This window comes from Acinetobacter sp. WCHAc010052 (genome assembly GCF_002165295.2).
GTDB classification, from domain to species: Bacteria; Pseudomonadota; Gammaproteobacteria; order Pseudomonadales; family Moraxellaceae; genus Acinetobacter; species Acinetobacter chinensis.
The window spans coordinates 1,796,094-1,815,684 of record NZ_CP032143.1 but is presented as its reverse complement, the minus strand read 5'-3'; the positions used below and the strand labels follow the sequence as shown (position 1 = coordinate 1,815,684).

The window sequence follows — 19,591 nt, the reverse complement described above, 5'->3', positions numbered from 1 at the left end:
TCCTGTAGCGCAAATATTTTTATTTAAAGCTGTATGATCAATATCTTACATTGATGATCAGGTATGAATCATCAGCAGTGCGATCTGGGAAATATGATAAAACTGATCTGTGTAGGTGAAATGACCAGTTACAGAAATCTGATGTTCAGTAAAAACATTACCTTGTCATAAAATTACAGTATATTGATAAGAACACGGTCAATTTTATTCAGGCAAATGAGCGAAACCCATTCATCCATTCCCCGGGTACCCAAATACATTCCAATACGTGATGCCATCGCGCATGAAATCGAGTCCGGTCAGCTTGAACGGAATTCTAAACTGCCATCTGAACGTGTACTTTCAGAACAGTTTGCAACAACCCGTGTTGCTGTACGTGAAGCATTACTGGCGCTGGAAATGGACGGGTTTATTTACCGGCTTGACCGCCGTGGCTGGTATATCAGGGCGCCCAGAATTATTTATGAACCACAGTCAACTAAAAGTTTCAATCAGTATGTGATGGAACAGGGTGCTGTGCCTTCAACAGAGCTGATGACGGTTGAAACGGTTGATGCGACATCCTGGGATGCGGTTCATCTCAGTATCCGTACAGGTGATCCTGTTTATTCCGTGTGGCGGCGCAGAAGTATTAATGGCAGACCTGTGGTGGTGGAGCATTTGCGTATTAATGCCCAGCTGTTTCCTGATCTGACAGAACATGATCTTGCTCAGTCCGTGACAGTCCTGATGGCGGAGCAGTATCAGCGTAATTTGACCAGAGCTCATATCAGTCTTTATCCGACTGCTTTTTCAGAACAGCAGGCTAAAGCACTGCATGTCAATATCGGTTCAATGGGTCTGTATATCTGCCGGACGAACCGTGATCAGAATGGTGTGATTACGGATGTGGATCAGGAATACTGGCTGCATGATGTACTTGATCTGCATTTTGATGCAGAGGGAACAAATTGAAGAAATAATTAATCTGGTTTAAACCAGATTAATTAAATTGTCATAATACTTTGTTGAAATACTGGCTATCAAAGATGCTTTCTTCAGGAACAGCAGATGCGCCAGTATGGACAGAGTTATAAAAAATATGCGGCAGTACTGAGTTCAGTGCTACTGATGACTTCCCTTGTAACGGGATGTACAACAAATTCAGGTGCTCAGCCTCAGGAACAGCTGACGGTCTATACGGCTGTTGAAGCTGAACAGTTAAAACGCTATCAGTGGGAATTAAGAAAAGCACACCCTGAATTAAGAGTGAAATGGGTACGTGATTCCACTGGTGTAATTACCGCAAGATTACTTGCTGAACAGAAAAATCCTCAGGCTGATGTCATCATGGGGCTGGCACTGACCAGTCTGCTGGTCATGCAGGATAAAAACCTGCTTGAGCCTTATAAGCCGGCACATTCAGATCAGCTGAAAAAAGACTTTGTCAGTGCAGAACCAGTACCCGTATGGACGGGGATGACCGCATGGGAATCAGCAGTCTGTGTCAATACAATTGAACTGAAAAAGAAGAATCTGCCTGTACCCCGCAGCTGGAAAGACCTGACCAATCCTGTTTATAAAGGATTGATTGTGATGCCGAATCCGGCATCCAGTGGTACAGGCTACCTGGATGTGACGGCATGGATGCAGATTTTTGGTGAAAAACAGGCGTGGGAATACATGAGCGCACTGGACAAAAACGTATCCCAGTATGTTCATTCAGGTTCAAAGCCATGCAAGATGGCAGCCCAGGGCGAAACCATCATAGGCATTTCATTCGGTTACCCAGGCTTTAAACTCAGATCACGCGGTGCTCCACTTGAAATCGTTTATCCATCTGAAGGACTGGGATGGGAAATGGAAGCCTCAGCAATAGTCAAAGGTACACGACATTTAAGCAGTGCGCAGAAATTTATTGACTGGACGGTAAGCCAGACTGCCAATCAGGCATATGCACAGAATTTTTCCATGGTTGCCCATAAAGCAGTCACATCAACCAATCCCGATTTTCCTAAAGATCTGTCTCAAAGACTGGTAAAAAATGATTTTTACTGGGCAGCAGAAAACCGTGAACGAATTTTAAACCAGTGGTCACAGAAGTTTGAACACTGAACAACAGATTATAAAGAACAGAATGGATAAAACATGCAGATTCCGGCACATTTAAAAAACAGGATCTCTGATCAGAATCAGACCTCAGCAGGTCATCTGATCACCACACTGAAAACCTATTCAGCATCGTCTTCAGCCAGTGTGCTGGATGTAGTGGATGTCCGTAAGTCATTTGGGCGGACGACTGTACTTGAGCATATCAATCTGGATCTGAAAGCAGGTGAATTTGTCAGCTTTCTGGGGCCATCGGGCTGCGGTAAGACCACTTTGCTGCGGATTATTGCAGGGCTTGAACACCCTGATTATGGTCGGATCGTTAAGCATGGGCAGGATATCAGTCAGCAGACGACAGCAAAACGTAAATGTGGAATTGTGTTCCAGAACTATGCGCTGTTTCCCAACCTGACTGTTACTGAAAATATTGCATTTGGACTGCATAAAAAACAGTGGACGCGTGAACAGACAGAACAGCGTGTAGATGAATTACTGGCATTGATTGAACTGAGTCACTGCAAATTCAAATACCCTGATCAGCTCTCCGGTGGGCAGCAGCAGCGTGTGGCACTAGCTCGGGCAATTGCACCTCGCCCAGATATTCTGCTGCTGGATGAACCATTGTCTGCACTGGATGCACTGGTGCGTATCAGTCTGCGTCAGAAAATCAGGAATATTCAGCAGCAGTTGAACCTGCCGGCCATTATGGTGACACATGATCAGGAGGAAGCGCTGAGTATCTCTGACCGTATTGCAGTGATGAATGCAGGCATTATTGAGCAGATGGATACGCCTCACAATATTTATTACCGACCACAGACCCGGTTTGTTGCGCAGTTTATTGGCAGTATGAACTTCATGCAGGCTCAGGCTGAAACACGCAGTCAGCTCAGGGTCGATCAGGACGTTATCTGCCATGTTGCAGCTAAGACATTTGAAAATGGTCATCAGTTTGAAATTGCATTCCGTCCTGAAAATGCTCAGCTGATGAGTATGGATACTGAAGCCAGTAAAGATGATCTGGTTTTCCCTGTCCGACTGGTCAGCAGTGAATTTTTGGGGGCTAAACGCCGTGTATTCTGTACAGGATTGCTGAATCAGCATGATCATAAGGAGCTGATTCAGGTCGATATTGAAAACCATCAGGCTGAACAGCTGTCTGAAACCATGCAGATCAGAGTTCCAGTCAGTGCGCTGCATATATTTGATATGCAGGGGCGTGCATTATGCTGAATCAGAACACTGCAGATGCCATTTTAAAAAGTCAGCACTACCGACGACCGCGTTATTCACTGAGTGCAACCCTGGTACTGCTGACAGGAGCTGTTTTATTAAGCATCAGTCTGATTCTGCCTCTGGTGGTATTACTGAAAAGTGCTTTTTTGAATGATGTCGGACATTACACAGGACTGGATAACTTCACGGCGTATTTTTCAAATCCAGCACTGTTGTCCTCCATATTCAATTCCATCTGGATTGCATGTGTTGCAACACTGATTACAGTTTCCCTGGCAGGTGTATATGCATTCACGCTGTGCTGTACACCTGTAAAAGGCAAAGCATTCTTTAAAACAGTGGCATTTCTGCCTATTCTCGCACCCTCCATCCTGCCTTCGCTTGCTTTGGTTTATCTGTTCGGGCAACAGGGCGTACTGAAACCATTTATTGGTGATACTGAAATTTATGGACCGGTCGGCATTTTACTGAGTTATTGTTTCTGGTTGTTTCCTGCCATGGTGATGTTGCTGATGAGTGCTTTTCGCAGTATTGATCAGCGTCTGATGGAGGCCTCAATGTCACTGGGGAAAAACACATGGCAGACGCATCTGGCTGTAACTTTACCTGCGGTACGTTATGGACTGGTCAGTGCCTGCCTGGTGGCTTTTACATACGTCATTACGGATTTTGGAATTCCTAAAGTGATTGGTGGCTCATTCAATATGATGGCACTGGACGTATATAAACAGATCATTGGTCAGCAGAATATGAGTATGGGAGCAGTTATTTCCTTACTGCTGTTATGTCCTGCAGTTCTGGCATTTATTTTTGACCGTTATCAGAGCCGTCGTCAGGCACGATTTCAGAATTTTCAGATTAAACCCTATGTCATGAAACAGCATCCTGTAGTTCAGAAAGTACTGACAGTGTTCTGCTGTATGGTTGCCGGTTTCATTGTGCTGATTATTCTGACAGCGGTGATTGCTTCATTTATCCGCTACTGGCCTTATGATCTTTCTTTGACGCTGAATCACTACCGTTTTGATTATGTGGATGGTGGTGGCTGGAGCAGCTATTTCAATTCTCTGAAACTGGCGTTGTTTACGACTGTTGCAGGCACAGTGATTATTTTTCTGATGGCACTGTTTACTGAGCGTTTCAAAGGGCATCCTTTTCTGAAAAATTATGTGCAGATTCTGGTCCTGTTACCGCTGGCTGTGCCAGGACTTGTACTCGGGATTGCTTATATTCTGTTTTTTAATGTACCTGGAAGTCCGTTGTCAGCTATCTATGGAACCATGACACTGCTGGTGATCTCGACCATTATTCACTATTACACCGTGCCGCATCTGACGCTGGTCAGTGCAGTCAAACAGATTCCGCTTCAGCTTGATCAGGCTGCTCAAAGCCTGGGCAGCAGTCGGTGGACGATGTTTCATAAAGTTTATCTGCCGATGACATTTCCTGCGGTGTGTGATGTATCGGTTTATCTGTTCGTCAATGCCATGACCACCGTGTCCGCAGCTATTTTCCTTTATTCACCTGATACCAGTCTTGCTGCTGTGGCAGTACTGAATATGGACGATGCCGGAGATACCGTTGCGGCAGTTGCCATGAGTATTCTGATCCTGATGACATCCTGCCTGGTAAAACTGCTGCACTGGCTGCTGACCGCCAGAATTATGAAATCCAGTCAGCGGTGGCGGGAAAGCACGCAGTAAATCTGAACAGAATTTATTACTGAATTTTTTAATCCACAAAAATTTACCTGAAATATTTTTCATGCTTTCCCTCAAAGCAGGGATTGCTGCACCCTGAAAAATCTTACGGAATATGGTGAGACACAATGAAAACACTTGATTCAGACCTGATTATTGTCGGCGCTGGTATTCTTGGACTCTCGGCGGCCATTCAGGCTGCTGAACAGGGGCTTAAAGTTCAGCTCTTTGAAAAGGATGTAGAGCTAGTCGGTGCGACACGGCGCAATTTCGGGATGGTCGGGACATCCACACTGACCCATCCAGAGGGTGAATGGCATAAACACGCACTGAGTACACGTGACTTTTATCAGCGGATTCAGGCACAGACGGATATTTCCTTTCAACAGCGAAATGGACTGTATCTGGCCAATACCGAGCTTGAATGGCAGGTGCTGAACGAATTTGCAGTGTCAGCCCCTGATTATGACATTCCTGTTCAGCTGCTCAGCCGAGAGCAGACACTGCAGCAGTTTGACTGGATTGACCCACAGGCAGATATACGGGGAGGAATGATTTTCCATGAAGATTATTCAGTTGAACCAGAACTGATTGGAAAGCGTCTTTTACAGTATGCACAGCAGCTCGGTGTGGAAATCCACTGTAATGCCTGTGTTGTTAAAACATCAGCGGGGTTAGGTATAAAAGAGATTCATCTGGCTTCAGGTGAAACATACAGAACTGCGAAAGTGCTGATCTGTCATGGTGAACTGACACAGTTACTTTATCCTGAACTTCTTCAGAATATGGGATTGTTACGCTGTAGTCTGCAGATGGCACTGACAAAACCCTTTAAACAGCATCTGAATGCTTCGGTCTATTCGGGACTGTCCATTTCCCGTTATCCTGCTTTTGAAATCTGTAGCAGTCATGCAGAACTGACCAATGAATCCAGGCAGGGACTGGTCAAAGACTACGGTATTCATATTCTGCTGAAACAGGATGCGCATGGTCAGATCATCCTGGGTGACAGTCATGAATATTACCCCGTCGAAGAAATGCCACAGTTTTACCAGCGTGAAGAAATCAATCATTTCATACAGGATTACTGTCAGACAAAAATCGGGCTGACCTTGCCCCAGATTGAATTCCGCTGGAATGGTTATTACCTCACACATCCTGAACAACCGGCATGTGTGACTGAAGCTGAGTCAGGTATTTTCCTGATCAGTGCTGTTGCCGGTAAAGGAATGACCACCGGTGCAGGATTTATGAAAGAAATACTCGAAAAGCACATTTTTTAAACGACTTGTAATCTGGTTTAAACCAGATTTATATATACTGTATTAAATCCAATCAAAGCGATGAAAATATGAACGCATTAACTGAACTGAATAACAATTATCTGCTGCTGACTCCAGGACCACTTTCGACATCTGTGGGTGTCAGACGTGCAATGCAGAAAGACTGGTGTACGTGGGACAAAGAATATAACCAGCTGGTGCAGGAGATCCGTCTGCACCTGGTTGGACTGGCGACTGTACAGAAAGAGCTATATAGCGCCGTGCTGATGCAGGGTAGTGGCAGTTTTGCAGTGGAAGCCGTACTGGGCTCCGTGATTCCTTCAGACGGCAAAATCCTGATTATCAATAACGGTGCCTATGGTGCACGAATGGTTCAGATGGCACGTTGCCTGAAAATTGATGTTGTTGAACTGAGCTGTCCTGAAACCGAAATTCCTTCCATGCAGGATATAGAGCAGGCACTGGAAGATGCGGCATTGACCCATGTGGCATGTGTACATTGTGAGACAACCACAGGTCTACTTAATCCGATCGCAGAAATCGGTCAGCGTGTTAAAGCTGCAGGAAAAACATGGATTGTGGATGCCATGAGCTCTTTTGGTGGAGTACCGATGGATATAGCAGAACTGGAAATTGATTTTCTGATTTCAAGTGCAAACAAATGCATACAGGGTGTACCCGGATTCGGTTTTGTCCTGGCTAAACGTGATGTGCTGGAAAACTGCAAAGGACTGGCAAGATCGGTCAGTCTGGATCTCTATGATCAGTGGCAGACCATGGAACAGTTCAATGGTAAATGGCGTTTCACATCGCCAACCCATGTAGTTCATGCTTTTTATCAGGCTCTGGTTGAACTGGAGCAGGAAGGTGGTGTCCAGGCAAGATATCAGCGCTATCTGACCAGTCAGAAAACGCTGTCTGAAGGAATGCAGGCACTGGGTTTCCAGCTGGTACTTAAAAATACAACACCGCAGTCGCCAGTCATTACCACCTTTTTATATCCAGATACTGCAGATTTCAGCTTTCAGCATCTGTATGAAAATCTGAAACAGGCAGGTTTTGTGATTTATCCAGGAAAAGTTACAGACCTGAACTGCTTCCGTATTGGAAATATCGGAGAGGTTTATCCAGAAGATATCCGTCGTTTACTCGGTGCACTGAAGCAATACAGTGCAGCATAAAAACTTTATTCATTTTCTTAATATTTTTCAGGAACAGATATGACAACTTCAAATACACGTATTCAGGCAGTGGTTTTTGACTGGGCAGGAACGACTGTTGATTTTGGATCAAGAGCACCCATTCTGGCATTTATGGCACTTTTTGCTGATAACAAAGTTGCCATCAGTATCGAAGAAGCCAGAGCACCAATGGGGCTTGAAAAACGTGATCATATTGCGGCTGTACTGAATATGCCCCGTGTTGCTGAAGCATGGAAAGCAGTATATGGCACTGCTTTTACAACACAGGATATAGACCGTCTTTATCAGGATTTCATTCCTTATCAGTTAAAAAGCATTCCTTTATGCTCAGCTTTGATTCCTGGTGCAATGGAAACATTTCAGAATATCCGTGAGCGTGGCGCAAAAATTGGCAGTAATACTGGATATGCTTCAATGATGATCGGACAGCTGGTGAAAGATGCTGCTGAACAGGGGTATAAGCCAGACTGTATTGTTACAGCGTCAGATGTGAAGCATGGACGCCCATATCCTGAGATGCTGTGGAAGAATCTGATTGAACTCGATATTTCAGATATCAAAGGTGTGGTGAAAGTGGATGACACCGTTGTGGGGATTGAGGAGGGGCTGAATGGTGGCTGCTGGACTGTCGCACTGGCGATCAGTGGCAATGAAGTCGGTCTGAGTTTTGAGGAATGGCAACAGCTTCCGCAGGCAGAACAGAAAGTCCTGAAAGATAAGGCTTATGCAAAAATGAATGCTTCTGGTGCTCATTATGTCATCGACAGCATTGCTGATTTACCTGCTGTATTGGATGATATTGAAAAACGACTTCAAAATGGTGAAAAGCCTTAAAACTGATTCCGAAATTCATCTTTAATGGAAATAAGCACTCATGATTGGGTGCTTATTTTATTTCAGGGTCTGTTCAGCATGTCTTTAGGTATGAAAACTGTTCTATGGCTGCTGTTTCAGATGCTCTCTCAAAATTCGACGCAATTCCATCACTGCTTCAGGGCTTTCATGGATGGAGTGACCACCTTTGATTATTTTTTCAGACTGTGCACCTGCAAGATGCGAGCTGTTATATGAAACAATACCGTCACTCATTTTATCAGGGTCTGTACTGTGCGTCTGATTCCCCATAATGGAATGAAAAGGGATATTGCCAGAAGGCATGATCTGGGACGTTAACTGCATGAACCGTGAATGATTACTCAAATCTGATGGTGCATTGAAGATCAGACCTGCTGTGGAATTTTTATGACCGCTGATTTTTCTGTTGACGGTATCTGAAAAATTAAATGGAAGACCAATCGCTTTACGGACCAGCTGAGTATACCAACGGTCTGCATATTCACTGCCATGATGCGGTGTGGCAATAAAAATAGCCCGACTGACAGTGGACAAGGGTTTAAAGATGAATCTTTCACGGATCACAGGATTCTGCTGGAGCTGGATATGCTGTTCATAATTCATCATGGGAATGGCATGCATGGCGATATCTGTATCACTGATCAGCAGACGACTGATAATACCGCCCATACTGTGACCGATCAGGACTGCATTGTGGGCGGATTCAGTACCAGGTTGAACAGATTTAAAAGCCTGTTTCAGCAGATCATTGATCTGAAAACGGTTTTCAAAAATAGGCATATTGGTTGAGTAAAAAACCTGCCACACCTGATAGTGATCCCGTAACAAAGGGTCACCCATAATGTTGTTGGTGAGCGTCACCCAGGTCTCAGGACTGCTTGCCAGCCCATGAATCATAATGATGATTTTTTTACCAGGCTGATATGGTTCGGTCATGAACAGATGAGGCATCAACAGTTTTTCTTCACGGTTCAGCAGTGAACGGTAACCGACTGAACCCATTTTACTTTCTGCAAGCCACAAACCATAGGGCACAGAATAGTTGGCTGTGACGGTATAGTCGGTGTTGTTGATCTGTGCTGTCTTAAAACGGTATGGATCTATCAGCTGAATGGACATTGGCGCATTATTCAGGATTTCCTGCGCCGTGAGCTGTTCATTTTCAGGTTTGATCACTGCACTGATAGGAAGAAAACGTGCAGGGTGTATATTGGGATTGGGGAGAACAGCGAAATACCGTTCAGGGTCAACCACAAACTGTTTCAGCTGATTGTCCTTTTGTGTCGCCGTGACAGCTACAAACTCTGACCCCAGTCCTTCCTGACGGTTAATATTGTAAAAACCGGAAAAATTCATGTTGTAACTGCTTTTCAGGCTTTCGAGCACAGTACTTTTCAGCGAGGGATACTGATCTGTATTGATCCTATATATATGGTTGTTTATAGAAAACTGACTGGGCAACTGGGTAAAACCATCCCGTGTGTGTACCGCACTGATGAGTCTGGACAGCGCATAATTATAAAAGGTTCTGACCTGTGTCTGACGCTGGTCAAAAAGGCGTGATTCAGGACTGTGTGTACTTTTAAACAGATAGACATAACTGTAACGGATGCTCTGATCAAGATATTTCAGTTGTTCATTGAGACAGACAGAACGTGAATCAGTTGCATCTTTTTGCTGACATGCCGAACTTTTATCCAGAGTCAGTGCTCTGGTAAGAAAAACTTCAGATGCTGCTGCATAATATGCTTCAGGGTCAGTCACAGCCTGCTGGTTCAGTTCTTCCATGCATTGTTCAGCCTGAGCGATACAGCCCGATTCTTTTTGCTGATATGCATGTAAAAACTGCAAAGTTGTTTCACTTAAGTGCTGTGATGTCAGAATATGATCCGTTTTACTGGTCAGGGAATTACTGAGAGGGTTTTCTTTGATATTAACCATCTGACAGCCAGAGAGGGCTGTAAACAGAATAAAAGGTGAAAGTTGAAGTGAACGGATGAGCAAATGTGCAGATGCGAACATGATCAGACTACAGCGATATAATTTTCAGGTACTTTAATGTATGAATGACACAAAAACTATGTGATTTATGCAACGTTATGATTTTATTGTAAGTATAGTAAGGTCAGACTCCGTAAGAGAACTGCGGTATATTTTTCCTCTTACGGAGCTGATACTGTTTTCCTGGAGAAATTACTGTTCCATAATTTCCTTAATATTTTTAGGCATACCTTGCTGGCTTTTAAAGACACCCTGACTGTCTTTCCAGATAATGGCAGGCGTTGCGAAGAAGCCATATTTCTCCATCATAGCGGTATTTGCATCGAGCTGTTCTGACAGTTTTGCGGGAACAGGTTTCATTTCTTTGATCTTCAGTTTGCCATTGGCTTCATTAAATTTTTTGAAATATTCAGCAGCATCTGCAGTGTTCAGTAAAGTCGCAGACTGTCCTTTACTTTCAGGGCGGATAACACCGACCAGGATATGCTTTAACTGTACTTTTCCAGAATTGACCCATGGACGTGCCTGTTGCCAGAAGGCGTGGCAATAAGGGCAGTTCGGATCAGAAAATACATAAACGGTTTTAGGAGCAGAGGTTTTTCCATCCTGAATCCAGGTGGATTTTTCCAGGTCTTCCCAGACCTCATCCAGCACGGCATTTTTGACATGCTTTTCCAGTGCATTGACAGTCAGGTTGTTGCCATCACGGTCAAACAGATCACCCACAATATAATATTTTCCATCATTTGAAATAAACACAGTAGATGGGTTCTTATCCATGTGTCCTGCCCAGCCTTTCATTCCTGCAGGGGCATCAATCGGTTGAATAAATTTATAGCCTTCACTTTCCAGTTTTTTCTGAATAGTAGTTGTATCCGCAAGGCTGTAACAGGAAACTGTGCTGAAAAGGCTGACTGTGATCAACTGTTTTAAACGTCTGGACAGTAATTCCATTTTATTTCTCCTCAATAATACTGTTTAACTTCTGTCTGAGAACCGCAGGACTGATTTCACCCATATGTGTTTCTTTCAGTTCACCCTGAGCGTTGTAGAACAGTGTGCTGGGTAAGCCGTACATGCCTGTCTCATAGGCTGTTTCAGCCGAAGGGTCCATCAGCATGTGCTGAAAACTCAGCTGGTTTTTCTGTAGATACTGCTGAACGGTCTGAGCACTTTCGCTTTGGTTGATCATGACAAACTGCACATCGGGGTAGTCAGTCTGTGCTTTTTCAAGGACAGGCATTTCACGGTGACATGGCGGACACCAGCTTGCCCAGAGGTTGATGACTACAGGTTTTCCATAGAACTGATCCAGACTGTAGCTTTTTTGATCCAGTCCCATCAGTGTGATCTGTGGAAACTGCTGTTGCTGCTTCTGTACCTGATGAATGGTGTATTGACCGGCGGTCACTGATGTAATGAGTACAGCCATAAAAATCATGAGAAAAGCACGTGATGTACGACGATTTTTCCAGATCATCCAGCCAGTGGCACAAGCCGTACCTATCCAGACATTAAAGCCTTTGTCCTGTATCTGAATCATCTGTAAGGGATGAGAAAGATACAGATCATGGTTCAGCAGTACAAAACCGATGCGTGCCGTACATAAGCCCACAAGAATTGCAGTCCAGATACTGTCTTTCAACTGAGACCACTGGTCTTCACTCAGCTGAAAGCGGTTTTTGATACGGGCAGCAATCAACAGTGAAAACAGCAGTGATACAAGACCGATAATAAGTGTCCAGGGAATGATAAACATACCGAGATGTATAGCCTGAGCGCTGAACATATCAGTGATTTACCTGCTGGAGCTGTTTGATCAGCAATTTTGCTGAAAATGTACCGGTCAGACGTAACTGGCGGATTTCCTGTGCCTGTGAGTCCAGTATCAGTAAGGTTGGTGGACCGAGTATTTCCCATTTCTTCAGAATATTATCCTGAGAAGCATTGTACTGAGTCAGATCCAGTTTAATCAGACTGAAATCTTTCAGTGCCAGCTGAACATCTGCCCGAGGAAACACCTGCTGCTCAATTGGCTGACAGGCGACACACCAGTCGGCATAGACATCAATCACAATCGGCTTATTCAGTTTTTTCAGCTGCAGGATTGTATTTTGCAGTTCCTGCTCAGTTGAGACTTTATGCCATTTCTGCAGTTCTTCGGTATGGTAGGCAGTCTGAGTTTCATCGAGTGCGAGGCGAGCCTGCCAGATACCTGCCATAAGGGTCAGTACAGCACAGACAACAGTAATGGCTTTGCCTGTTTTATGACTGACATGCCGGATACTCAGCAGCAGATATATAGACAGTCCAATAGCCAGCAGAGCAAACAGAAGATGATAAACAGAAAGGTTGAACATTGGACGGATGAAATACAAGGCAACCATCAGCATGATAAAACCGAAGCAGGCTTTCAGACGGTCCATCCATATTCCAGGCTGTGGCAACAGATGTGAGCCAAATACACTGACAATAAACAGCGGAAGTCCCATCCCCATACCCATAATAAACAGGTACAGCCCACCCATAGTGGCACTGTGGGACTGAGAGACGAACAGTAAGGCACCTGCAAGCGGTGCGCTCATACATGGTCCAACAATCAGGGCTGAAAGTGCACCCATCACCGCAGCGCTTAAAATGCTTCCGCCTTTCTGCCGGTTCTGTAGATTACCCAGTTTCTGCATAATGGGTTGTGGCAGGGTCAGCTGATACAGCCCAAACAGATTCAGTGCAAAAATAACAAAAAGCACAGCAAACAGCGTAATCACAACAGGGCTCTGGAACCATCGCTGGAAGCTGTAACCGATTTCTGCCACCACGATACCCATCAGGCTATAGACCAGTGCCATACTGACAATAAAGCTCAGCGCAATAATCGCAGCTTTATAACCGGAAGCTCTCTGAAGAATAATGCCTGAAAGAATAGGAATCAGTGGTAACGAACAGGGTAAAAATGCCAGCAGAATCCCTAAAATAAAAAATATGAGCAGATTAACCAGCAACTGATCCTGTTTCAGGAAACTGAAAAACAGCTGATCATTATTCAGCTGATCTCTTAATTCACTATCCACAGGTTTTACAGATGCATCGGTCTGTGGTTCAGTCACAGCATTAACAGTTGATTCTGACTCAGCAGTTGCTTCAGAACCTTTTATTTCATTGGCTGCGGAAGCTGGTACTGCAGTCAGTGCTTCTGGGGTAGCCTGTACTGAATCCGAGCTGTCTGTCAGTTCCGTTGCCTGTTTTTTCTGAACGGCTGGTTCTGGCTTATTCTGAGCAACTTCGGTTTCAACACGGTCAATTGAATTCTGGCTGGTATTGAACAGTTCAGTACTGCGGGACTGATTCAGCAGTTTAGCTGTCGTAGATGACTGCTGCTGTGGTAAGAGCCCTGACGCATCGGTCTGAATGGTTTTACGCTGCAGAGGATAACAGAGACCATCTTCAGAACATCCTTGCCATAGTACAAGGTAGCTTGTATTCGGTTTTACTTTGAGCTGAATACTGACATGGTTGTAATGGACATTGGTCAGTCCAAATGTCGGGTCATTTTTCTGTTTACCTGCAGGGAGTTTCAGCTTGACCGGTTTCTGCCCGACCATGACTTTGAACTGATCATGGTAAAGATAATAGTGTGGCGCTACATCCCAGGACAGTTCAGCTTCAGTTTCACTGACAGACTGAGCTGAAAAGTGAAATGCCTGATCGGGTGGGAGAAAATTACTTTGAGCCTGTGCCTGCATACCGAATACAGACAAAAGTAAAACTGAAACAGATGCGTAAAAAGAACGGTTCATGATTCCTGAATTCATTTTATTTAGGTCAATTATCCCTGGAAATGCATTAAGAGAACATTAACACATGTATTTGTTTGTAATATAGAGCCAGATACAGGAGCTTCTATGTTTGTTCTTTTGGTTGAAGATGATCCCTTTATTGCAAAAAGTATCTGCAATACGCTTGAGCATTTTAAAATAGCTGTAGAGCATGTCAGTACTGCAAAAGATGCAGATTACTATATACAGCATACAGCCGTGGATTTATGTCTGCTTGATCTGGGATTGCCCGATCAGGACGGTCTGGTTCTGCTGAAAAAATGGCGTGAGAAGCAGATTCATGTTCCAGTACTGGTTCTGACCGCAAGAAACCAGACTGAGCAATGTGTAGAAGCTTTAAATCATGGCGCAGATGACTACCTGACCAAACCTTTTGAACTGGAAGAACTGATTGCCCGGATACATGCACTGGCACGGCGTCATCGTGGTTATGCATCCAATACGATTGAGTCTGGTGCATTAAAACTGGATCGTGCATCTCAACAGGTCTTTTTAAATCAGACTGAACTGAATTTGCCACGCCGTGAATATGTACTGCTTGAAGTCCTGATGATGCATCCAAATCATGTCCTTAAAAATGAAGAACTGATTGATAAGGTTTATGGGTTTCAGGAAAATATTGAAAGCAATGCGCTGAATGTACATGTCTTTCATCTGAGACAGAAAATCGGTGCCGATTTCATTCAGACCGTCAGAGGTGTGGGTTACCTGTTTAAACCTGCCGATGGAGCCTGAATGAAAAGATACAGCCTTAAGTGGCGTCTGGTTCTGACCGTGACTCTCAGTTTTATATTGATCTGGATCATTGCCTTTGGATGGCTTTATCTCAGCCTGAATAAAAAAATGAATCAGACACTGGATAACAGACTCTCAGCTTCTGCACATATGGTTGCCCGTTTACTGAATCAGATGCCACTTGATCAGCTGAAACAGGAAGTCGAGCCTGCTGTCTCAGAAATAAATCAGAACAATCTGATTGCCTGTGAGGTTTCTATTTTCAGTTCTGATGTTGCGATTGGTAAAGAGATCGTTGCACGTACACGTGGTGCGCCTGACAGTATGATTCACCGTAAACAGGGGTTCAGTACATGGACAGATCAGGGTGTTGAGTGGCGCAGTTACGTTCTGCAGAAAGGAGAACTCCAGGTGGTTTCCGCAGAACGCATGCATACCCGAAGCATGTTGCTGTACGAAGTGCTGAGTTCAGTTCTGTTGCCTTTACTGTTGACGCTGATCATCTGTATTTCCCTGATTTTATGGATGATCCGTCTAGAGTTTCAGCCTATTGATCGGATCACTTCACACTTAAGTTCGCTGGATGGCAAGGTCAATCAGGAGCTTCAGTACCTGCATCAGTTGCAGACCCGTCATTTACCTCAGGAAATCGAACCTTTTGTGTCAGCCATGGTTGATCTGGTTCATCGCCTGCATGACAGTCTGGAAAATGAAAAAAATCTGAGTGCTTTTGCTTCGCATGAGCTGAGAAGTCCATTAACAGCGATCAAAACACATGTACAGCTAAGCAGAATGATTGCTGTTCAGGAACATAGCAGTGCAGGATTAATCAGTAATCTGCAGGAAGCTGAACAGAACATTGAGCGTTATCGACAGTTCCTTGAACAGTTGTTGCTGTTAAGCCAGACCGAGCATCAGCCTCAGTTATATATGGAACAGGTCAGCCTGAAGACGGTGATTGAATCCGTTATGACCGAGTTTTCCAGAAACCCCGATCTGCTTCCAGTCATTCAGGTGAACTGGGAAAGCCTGGTGAATGTACGTTTCAGTTCAGATGCGCTGACAATGATTATCCGTAATGTGCTGGAAAACAGCATAAAACATGCTCAGAGTCTGGAGCCGATACAGATCTATATGCAGAATGACAGTTTATATATTGCTGATACTGGTGTTGGGCTGTCAGATGAGGAATTGCGGGTCGCGACACATCGTTTCTGGCGAAAGTCATCGCAGAGTCAGGGATATGGTATAGGGCTGGCACTGACACATGAACTGATGAAACAGGCAGGACATGAACTGATTCTGAAAAAAAATGATCCTCAGGGTTTAGTGGTGATATTGAAATTTAATGCATAAATTGAGCTGAAGATTGCTGCTGATCTGCAATCATGCAGTTCAATGTAATGACACAGTCATTATTTTCTTCGATATTTAATTTAAAATCATGGGGATGTATCTGATTGAACACTGTCTGATATTCTGTAAGTCCTGATGATGTTGGAACAGGTTGTTGCAAAATTCGGCTTGATTAATAATTGATATTATATATTATAAAAACATATATTGTTTTTTGGATTCTGTCTTATGCACGACTTTCTGCTCGCTTTTCTGGGAGGTTCGTTACTGGGTATTGCGGTGACGGGTTATCTGTATGTGAATGGTCGTATTGCGGGTATCAGTGGACTGATCGGTCAGGTGCTGAATCCTCAGACAATCTTTAAAACGCCTGCTTTATGGTTTCTTGCAGGTCTGTTTACTGTGCCGTTTATTTATGGTGCTGTGCTAAAACCAGAAATTGTACTGACCGCCAGTCCACTCATGATGATTATCGCAGGCTTACTGGTGGGTTTTGGTACCCGTCTGGGATCTGGCTGTACCAGTGGACATGGTATCTGTGGCATGAGCAGATTATCTGTGCGCTCCATTGTAGCTACGCTGACATTTATGTTTGCAGGCTTTGTTGCAGTGTATATCGTCCGTCATATTACAGGAGCATTCTAAAATGAAAAATGTCTTTGCTTTTTTATTTGGTGGGTTGTTCTCTGTAGGGTTAATGCTCTCTGGAATGTCCAATCCTCAAAAGGTGATTGATTTCCTCGATATTTTCGGGCAGTGGGATGCAAGCCTGGCTTTTGTGATGATGGGAGCGATTGCAGTAGCTTTTATTCCATTCCAGAAAGCGGTGAGGAGTCCAGCTGCTCAAACTGTATACGATGAAAAAATTGATTTACCTGCAAACACAAGTATTGATTCACGCCTGATTACAGGCAGTCTGCTTTTTGGTATCGGGTGGGGGATCGCGGGAATCTGTCCTGCACCAGCATTTACATTGATTGGTCTTGGTCATTATGAGGCATTATATTTTATTGTTGCCATGTTTGCAGGTGTACTGATCCACCGTAAGGTTGCAGGAGCTGGTTAATGAGCGTGATTCCACGGGTACAGTATTTTTTTGATGAGCAGACCAATACCTTCAGTTATGTCGTTGTGGATGAGCAGACTGCAAAGTGTGCAGTCATTGACAGTGTGCTTGATTATGATGCTGCATCTGCAACAGTCTCGACTGTTCAGGCAGATAAAATCATCAGTTTTATTCAACAAAATAGCCTAAGCGTTGAATGGATACTGGAAACTCATGTGCATGCAGATCATCTGACCGCTTCACAGTATCTCAAAGAGAAACTGGGTGGAAAAATTGCAATGAGCCATCACATTGCCACGGTTCAGGAAACCTTCTGCGGTATCTATCATCTTGATCTGAAATATTTTAATGCACATCAGTCTTTTGATTATTTATTTCAGGATCATGAGCACTTTCAAATAGGTCAGATGGATGCTTATAACATTCCAACGCCTGGTCATACACCTGCCTGTCTGAGCTATGTGGTCGGTAACGCCGTGTTTGTAGGTGATACGCTGTTCATGCCGGACTATGGAACTGCACGATGTGATTTTCCAAAGGGCAGTGCGGCTATGCTGTATGATTCAGTTCAGCAACTGTTTCATTTACCTGATTCAACGCGGGTATTTTTGTGTCATGACTATTTGCCTGAAGGGCGGCAGACATTTATTTGCGAAACTGACATTCAGACGCAGAAAGAAAACAATATTCATGTGCATCAGGGGATTGATAAACACAGTTTTGTCGAAATGCGAAACCGCCGCGATGCAACGCTGGCGATGCCTAAACTGATTTTACCAGCCATACAGATCAATATGGATGCAGGTAAATTTCCTGCACCAGAAAGTAATGGTATTTCTTATCTGAAAATACCGCTGAATTACTTCAGAGCAGAAAAATAGATTTTTATATTGCATGATTATTTATTCATTTCTGAATGAATGTCTGGCATGGAGAAAAAAGGGAACCTTGCTGGTTCCCTTTTTATTTATTTCGCAGGTTGAATATCAAATTCAAAGGTCCACGTGGTCTGACTGGCATTGCTTGAAGGATCTGCATAACTCAGATCAGCCAGGTGCATACGTGCATAACTTTTACCAGTGTTTCCTTTGATAATGGTCGCCTGGTCAGGATTGGCTTTTAGCATATGTGCTGCCTGTAAGCCATCTGCTTGTGCTGCCTGCAAAGTTGGGTAATAGTTATACCAGCCATAACTGAGCTTGGCAGGATAAGTACCCTGGAATGTCGGATTCAGTAAGGACGTAATACTGTTGCTGGTCCATTTGATTCCTGTTGCATTTACTGCATTTTTAAGGTCAGCTAATGTGTCACTGAATGCATTACTGTCTTTAAATTTCGTAAGAACAACAGCATTATTTTCATCATAAAAACCTGCAGGTTGAGCAACAACCTGACTGCCTGCAGTCGTATTCAGCTGTACATTATAGCGGTTAAATGCAATCTGCCAGTTGCCATCAGCTTTATTTGAGTAAGTGCCGGTACTTAAATCAATATACTGCCAGGCTGAGGTCGCATTTACAGTCAGATTTTTCACTTCCTGTGTACGTGTATCCATATAACGAAGCGTCATATAACCCGATGCTGTGCCCTGATAATAATTGACAATCTGTAATGCAAATACAGGTTTTTCCGCAGTCCCTGTTACACTGGTCGAAGTTTTATCAGTTGTCAGTAAAAACACTTTGAAATTTGGCGACATACGATGGTCACCAAAGAGATCATATTCGAAGAAACTCGACATTTTCCCAGAAGCTGTGTCCATAAAAGCATTGCTGTATGCATCTTTAATCCATGCAGCATCAGGAATTGCACCACCTTGAGTCGCATCTTTTTCTTTTAAAAGATCAGTCCAGGTTGCATTGAACGGCGAGTAAAGAGCACCGCCTGAACCACTGCCACTGACACCGCTGTTGGTGAACAGTGAAGGAGTTCGGGTACCCATAGCAAATTTAAGATCCCAGTCAGCCACGGCACAATCAATTTCTTTCTGAGTATCAATATCATAACAGTAACTTTGATTTGCAGCTGGAACGATCGTCCATTTTTTAGCTTTAGCCGTAAACAGGTCTGTATTTTGTGCAGGGGGAGTTGTGCTGCCCGTAGAATCACTACCACCTCCGCCGCCACATGCTGTGAGAAACAGTGAAACAGTGCAGAGCGCTACCAGTTTTTTTAAGGTAAACGTTTTCATTTGAATATCCTTGATATTATTTGATTGAATTTAAAGTGTGGT

At 44.0% G+C, this 19,591-nt stretch carries 17 protein-coding genes; 12 read left to right on the top strand and 5 right to left on the bottom strand.

The features are described from left to right. The first annotated feature begins 216 nt into the window (after positions 1-216). The 7 genes from CDG61_RS09005 to phnX all read left to right on the top strand — a co-directional run bounded on the left by CDG61_RS09005 (position 217) and on the right by phnX (position 8,343). A complete protein-coding gene (locus CDG61_RS09005; RefSeq protein WP_087551461.1) occupies positions 217-954 on the top strand; it encodes a UTRA domain-containing protein in 738 nt (245 codons plus the stop codon). A gap of 96 nt (positions 955-1,050) precedes the next feature. Beyond that, a complete protein-coding gene (locus CDG61_RS09000) occupies positions 1,051-2,094 on the top strand; it encodes a putative 2-aminoethylphosphonate ABC transporter substrate-binding protein (protein ID WP_087551462.1) in 1,044 nt (347 codons plus the stop codon). A gap of 33 nt (positions 2,095-2,127) precedes the next feature. Beyond that, positions 2,128-3,321, top strand: a complete 1,194-nt coding sequence (locus CDG61_RS08995) for an ABC transporter ATP-binding protein (protein WP_087551463.1) — start codon at positions 2,128-2,130, stop codon at positions 3,319-3,321. Further along, entirely contained in the window at positions 3,315-5,027 is a 1,713-nt protein-coding gene (locus CDG61_RS08990) for a putative 2-aminoethylphosphonate ABC transporter permease subunit (RefSeq protein ID WP_087551464.1), read from the top strand. Before CDG61_RS08995 ends, CDG61_RS08990 begins: the two co-directional genes overlap by 7 nt. A gap of 125 nt (positions 5,028-5,152) precedes the next feature. Further along, entirely contained in the window at positions 5,153-6,307 is a 1,155-nt protein-coding gene (locus CDG61_RS08985; protein WP_087551465.1) for a TIGR03364 family FAD-dependent oxidoreductase, read from the top strand. A 68-nt stretch (positions 6,308-6,375) separates the two neighbouring features. Further along, positions 6,376-7,488, top strand: a complete 1,113-nt coding sequence (gene phnW / locus CDG61_RS08980) for a 2-aminoethylphosphonate--pyruvate transaminase (protein ID WP_087551466.1) — start codon at positions 6,376-6,378, stop codon at positions 7,486-7,488. A gap of 39 nt (positions 7,489-7,527) precedes the next feature. Continuing rightward, positions 7,528-8,343: a phosphonoacetaldehyde hydrolase gene (phnX, locus tag CDG61_RS08975; protein WP_087551467.1), complete on the top strand. Its 816-nt coding sequence runs from the start codon at positions 7,528-7,530 to the stop codon at positions 8,341-8,343. A gap of 102 nt (positions 8,344-8,445) precedes the next feature. Here the strand turns inward: phnX and CDG61_RS08970 are convergent, their stop codons facing one another. From CDG61_RS08970 to dsbD, 4 genes are all read right to left on the bottom strand, one after another. Further along, complete coding sequence (locus CDG61_RS08970) at positions 8,446-10,386, bottom strand: esterase/lipase family protein (protein ID WP_087551468.1); 1,941 nt, start codon at positions 10,384-10,386, stop codon at positions 8,446-8,448. 171 nt (positions 10,387-10,557) lie between these two features. Further along, positions 10,558-11,319 (bottom strand): thiol:disulfide interchange protein DsbG, encoded by a 762-nt coding sequence (gene dsbG / locus CDG61_RS08965; RefSeq protein WP_087551469.1) that lies wholly within the window; start codon positions 11,317-11,319, stop codon positions 10,558-10,560. Between the two features lies 1 nt (position 11,320). Next, entirely contained in the window at positions 11,321-12,154 is an 834-nt protein-coding gene (locus CDG61_RS08960; protein WP_087551470.1) for a TlpA disulfide reductase family protein, read from the bottom strand. 1 nt (position 12,155) lies between these two features. Beyond that, on the bottom strand, positions 12,156-14,162 hold the full coding sequence (dsbD, locus tag CDG61_RS08955; RefSeq protein WP_228199559.1) for a protein-disulfide reductase DsbD: 2,007 nt from the start codon (positions 14,160-14,162) through the stop codon (positions 12,156-12,158). A gap of 105 nt (positions 14,163-14,267) precedes the next feature. Between dsbD and CDG61_RS08950 the strand changes: the two genes are divergently transcribed. The 5 genes from CDG61_RS08950 to CDG61_RS08930 all read left to right on the top strand — a co-directional run bounded on the left by CDG61_RS08950 (position 14,268) and on the right by CDG61_RS08930 (position 18,239). Beyond that, positions 14,268-14,936, top strand: a complete 669-nt coding sequence (locus CDG61_RS08950) for a response regulator (RefSeq protein ID WP_087551472.1) — start codon at positions 14,268-14,270, stop codon at positions 14,934-14,936. Continuing rightward, on the top strand, positions 14,937-16,292 hold the full coding sequence (locus CDG61_RS08945; RefSeq protein ID WP_087551473.1) for a sensor histidine kinase: 1,356 nt from the start codon (positions 14,937-14,939) through the stop codon (positions 16,290-16,292). Between the two features lie 228 nt (positions 16,293-16,520). After that, positions 16,521-16,937 carry a YeeE/YedE family protein gene (locus CDG61_RS08940; RefSeq protein WP_087514026.1) on the top strand — a complete coding sequence of 139 codons (417 nt, stop codon included), beginning with the start codon at positions 16,521-16,523 and terminating at the stop codon, positions 16,935-16,937. Position 16,938: 1 nt separating this feature from the next. Further along, the gene (locus tag CDG61_RS08935) at positions 16,939-17,358 is read left to right on the top strand and encodes a DUF6691 family protein (protein WP_087551474.1); all 420 of its coding nucleotides are present in this window, start codon (positions 16,939-16,941) and stop codon (positions 17,356-17,358) included. Beyond that, positions 17,358-18,239, top strand: a complete 882-nt coding sequence (locus CDG61_RS08930; protein ID WP_087551475.1) for an MBL fold metallo-hydrolase — start codon at positions 17,358-17,360, stop codon at positions 18,237-18,239. The genes CDG61_RS08935 and CDG61_RS08930 overlap by 1 nt, the downstream gene beginning before the upstream one ends. An 86-nt stretch (positions 18,240-18,325) precedes the next feature. Here CDG61_RS08930 and CDG61_RS08925 read toward each other — a convergent pair whose 3' ends face one another. Beyond that, positions 18,326-19,549 (bottom strand): HmuY family protein, encoded by a 1,224-nt coding sequence (locus tag CDG61_RS08925; protein WP_087551476.1) that lies wholly within the window; start codon positions 19,547-19,549, stop codon positions 18,326-18,328. Positions 19,550-19,591: the final 42 nt, after the last annotated feature.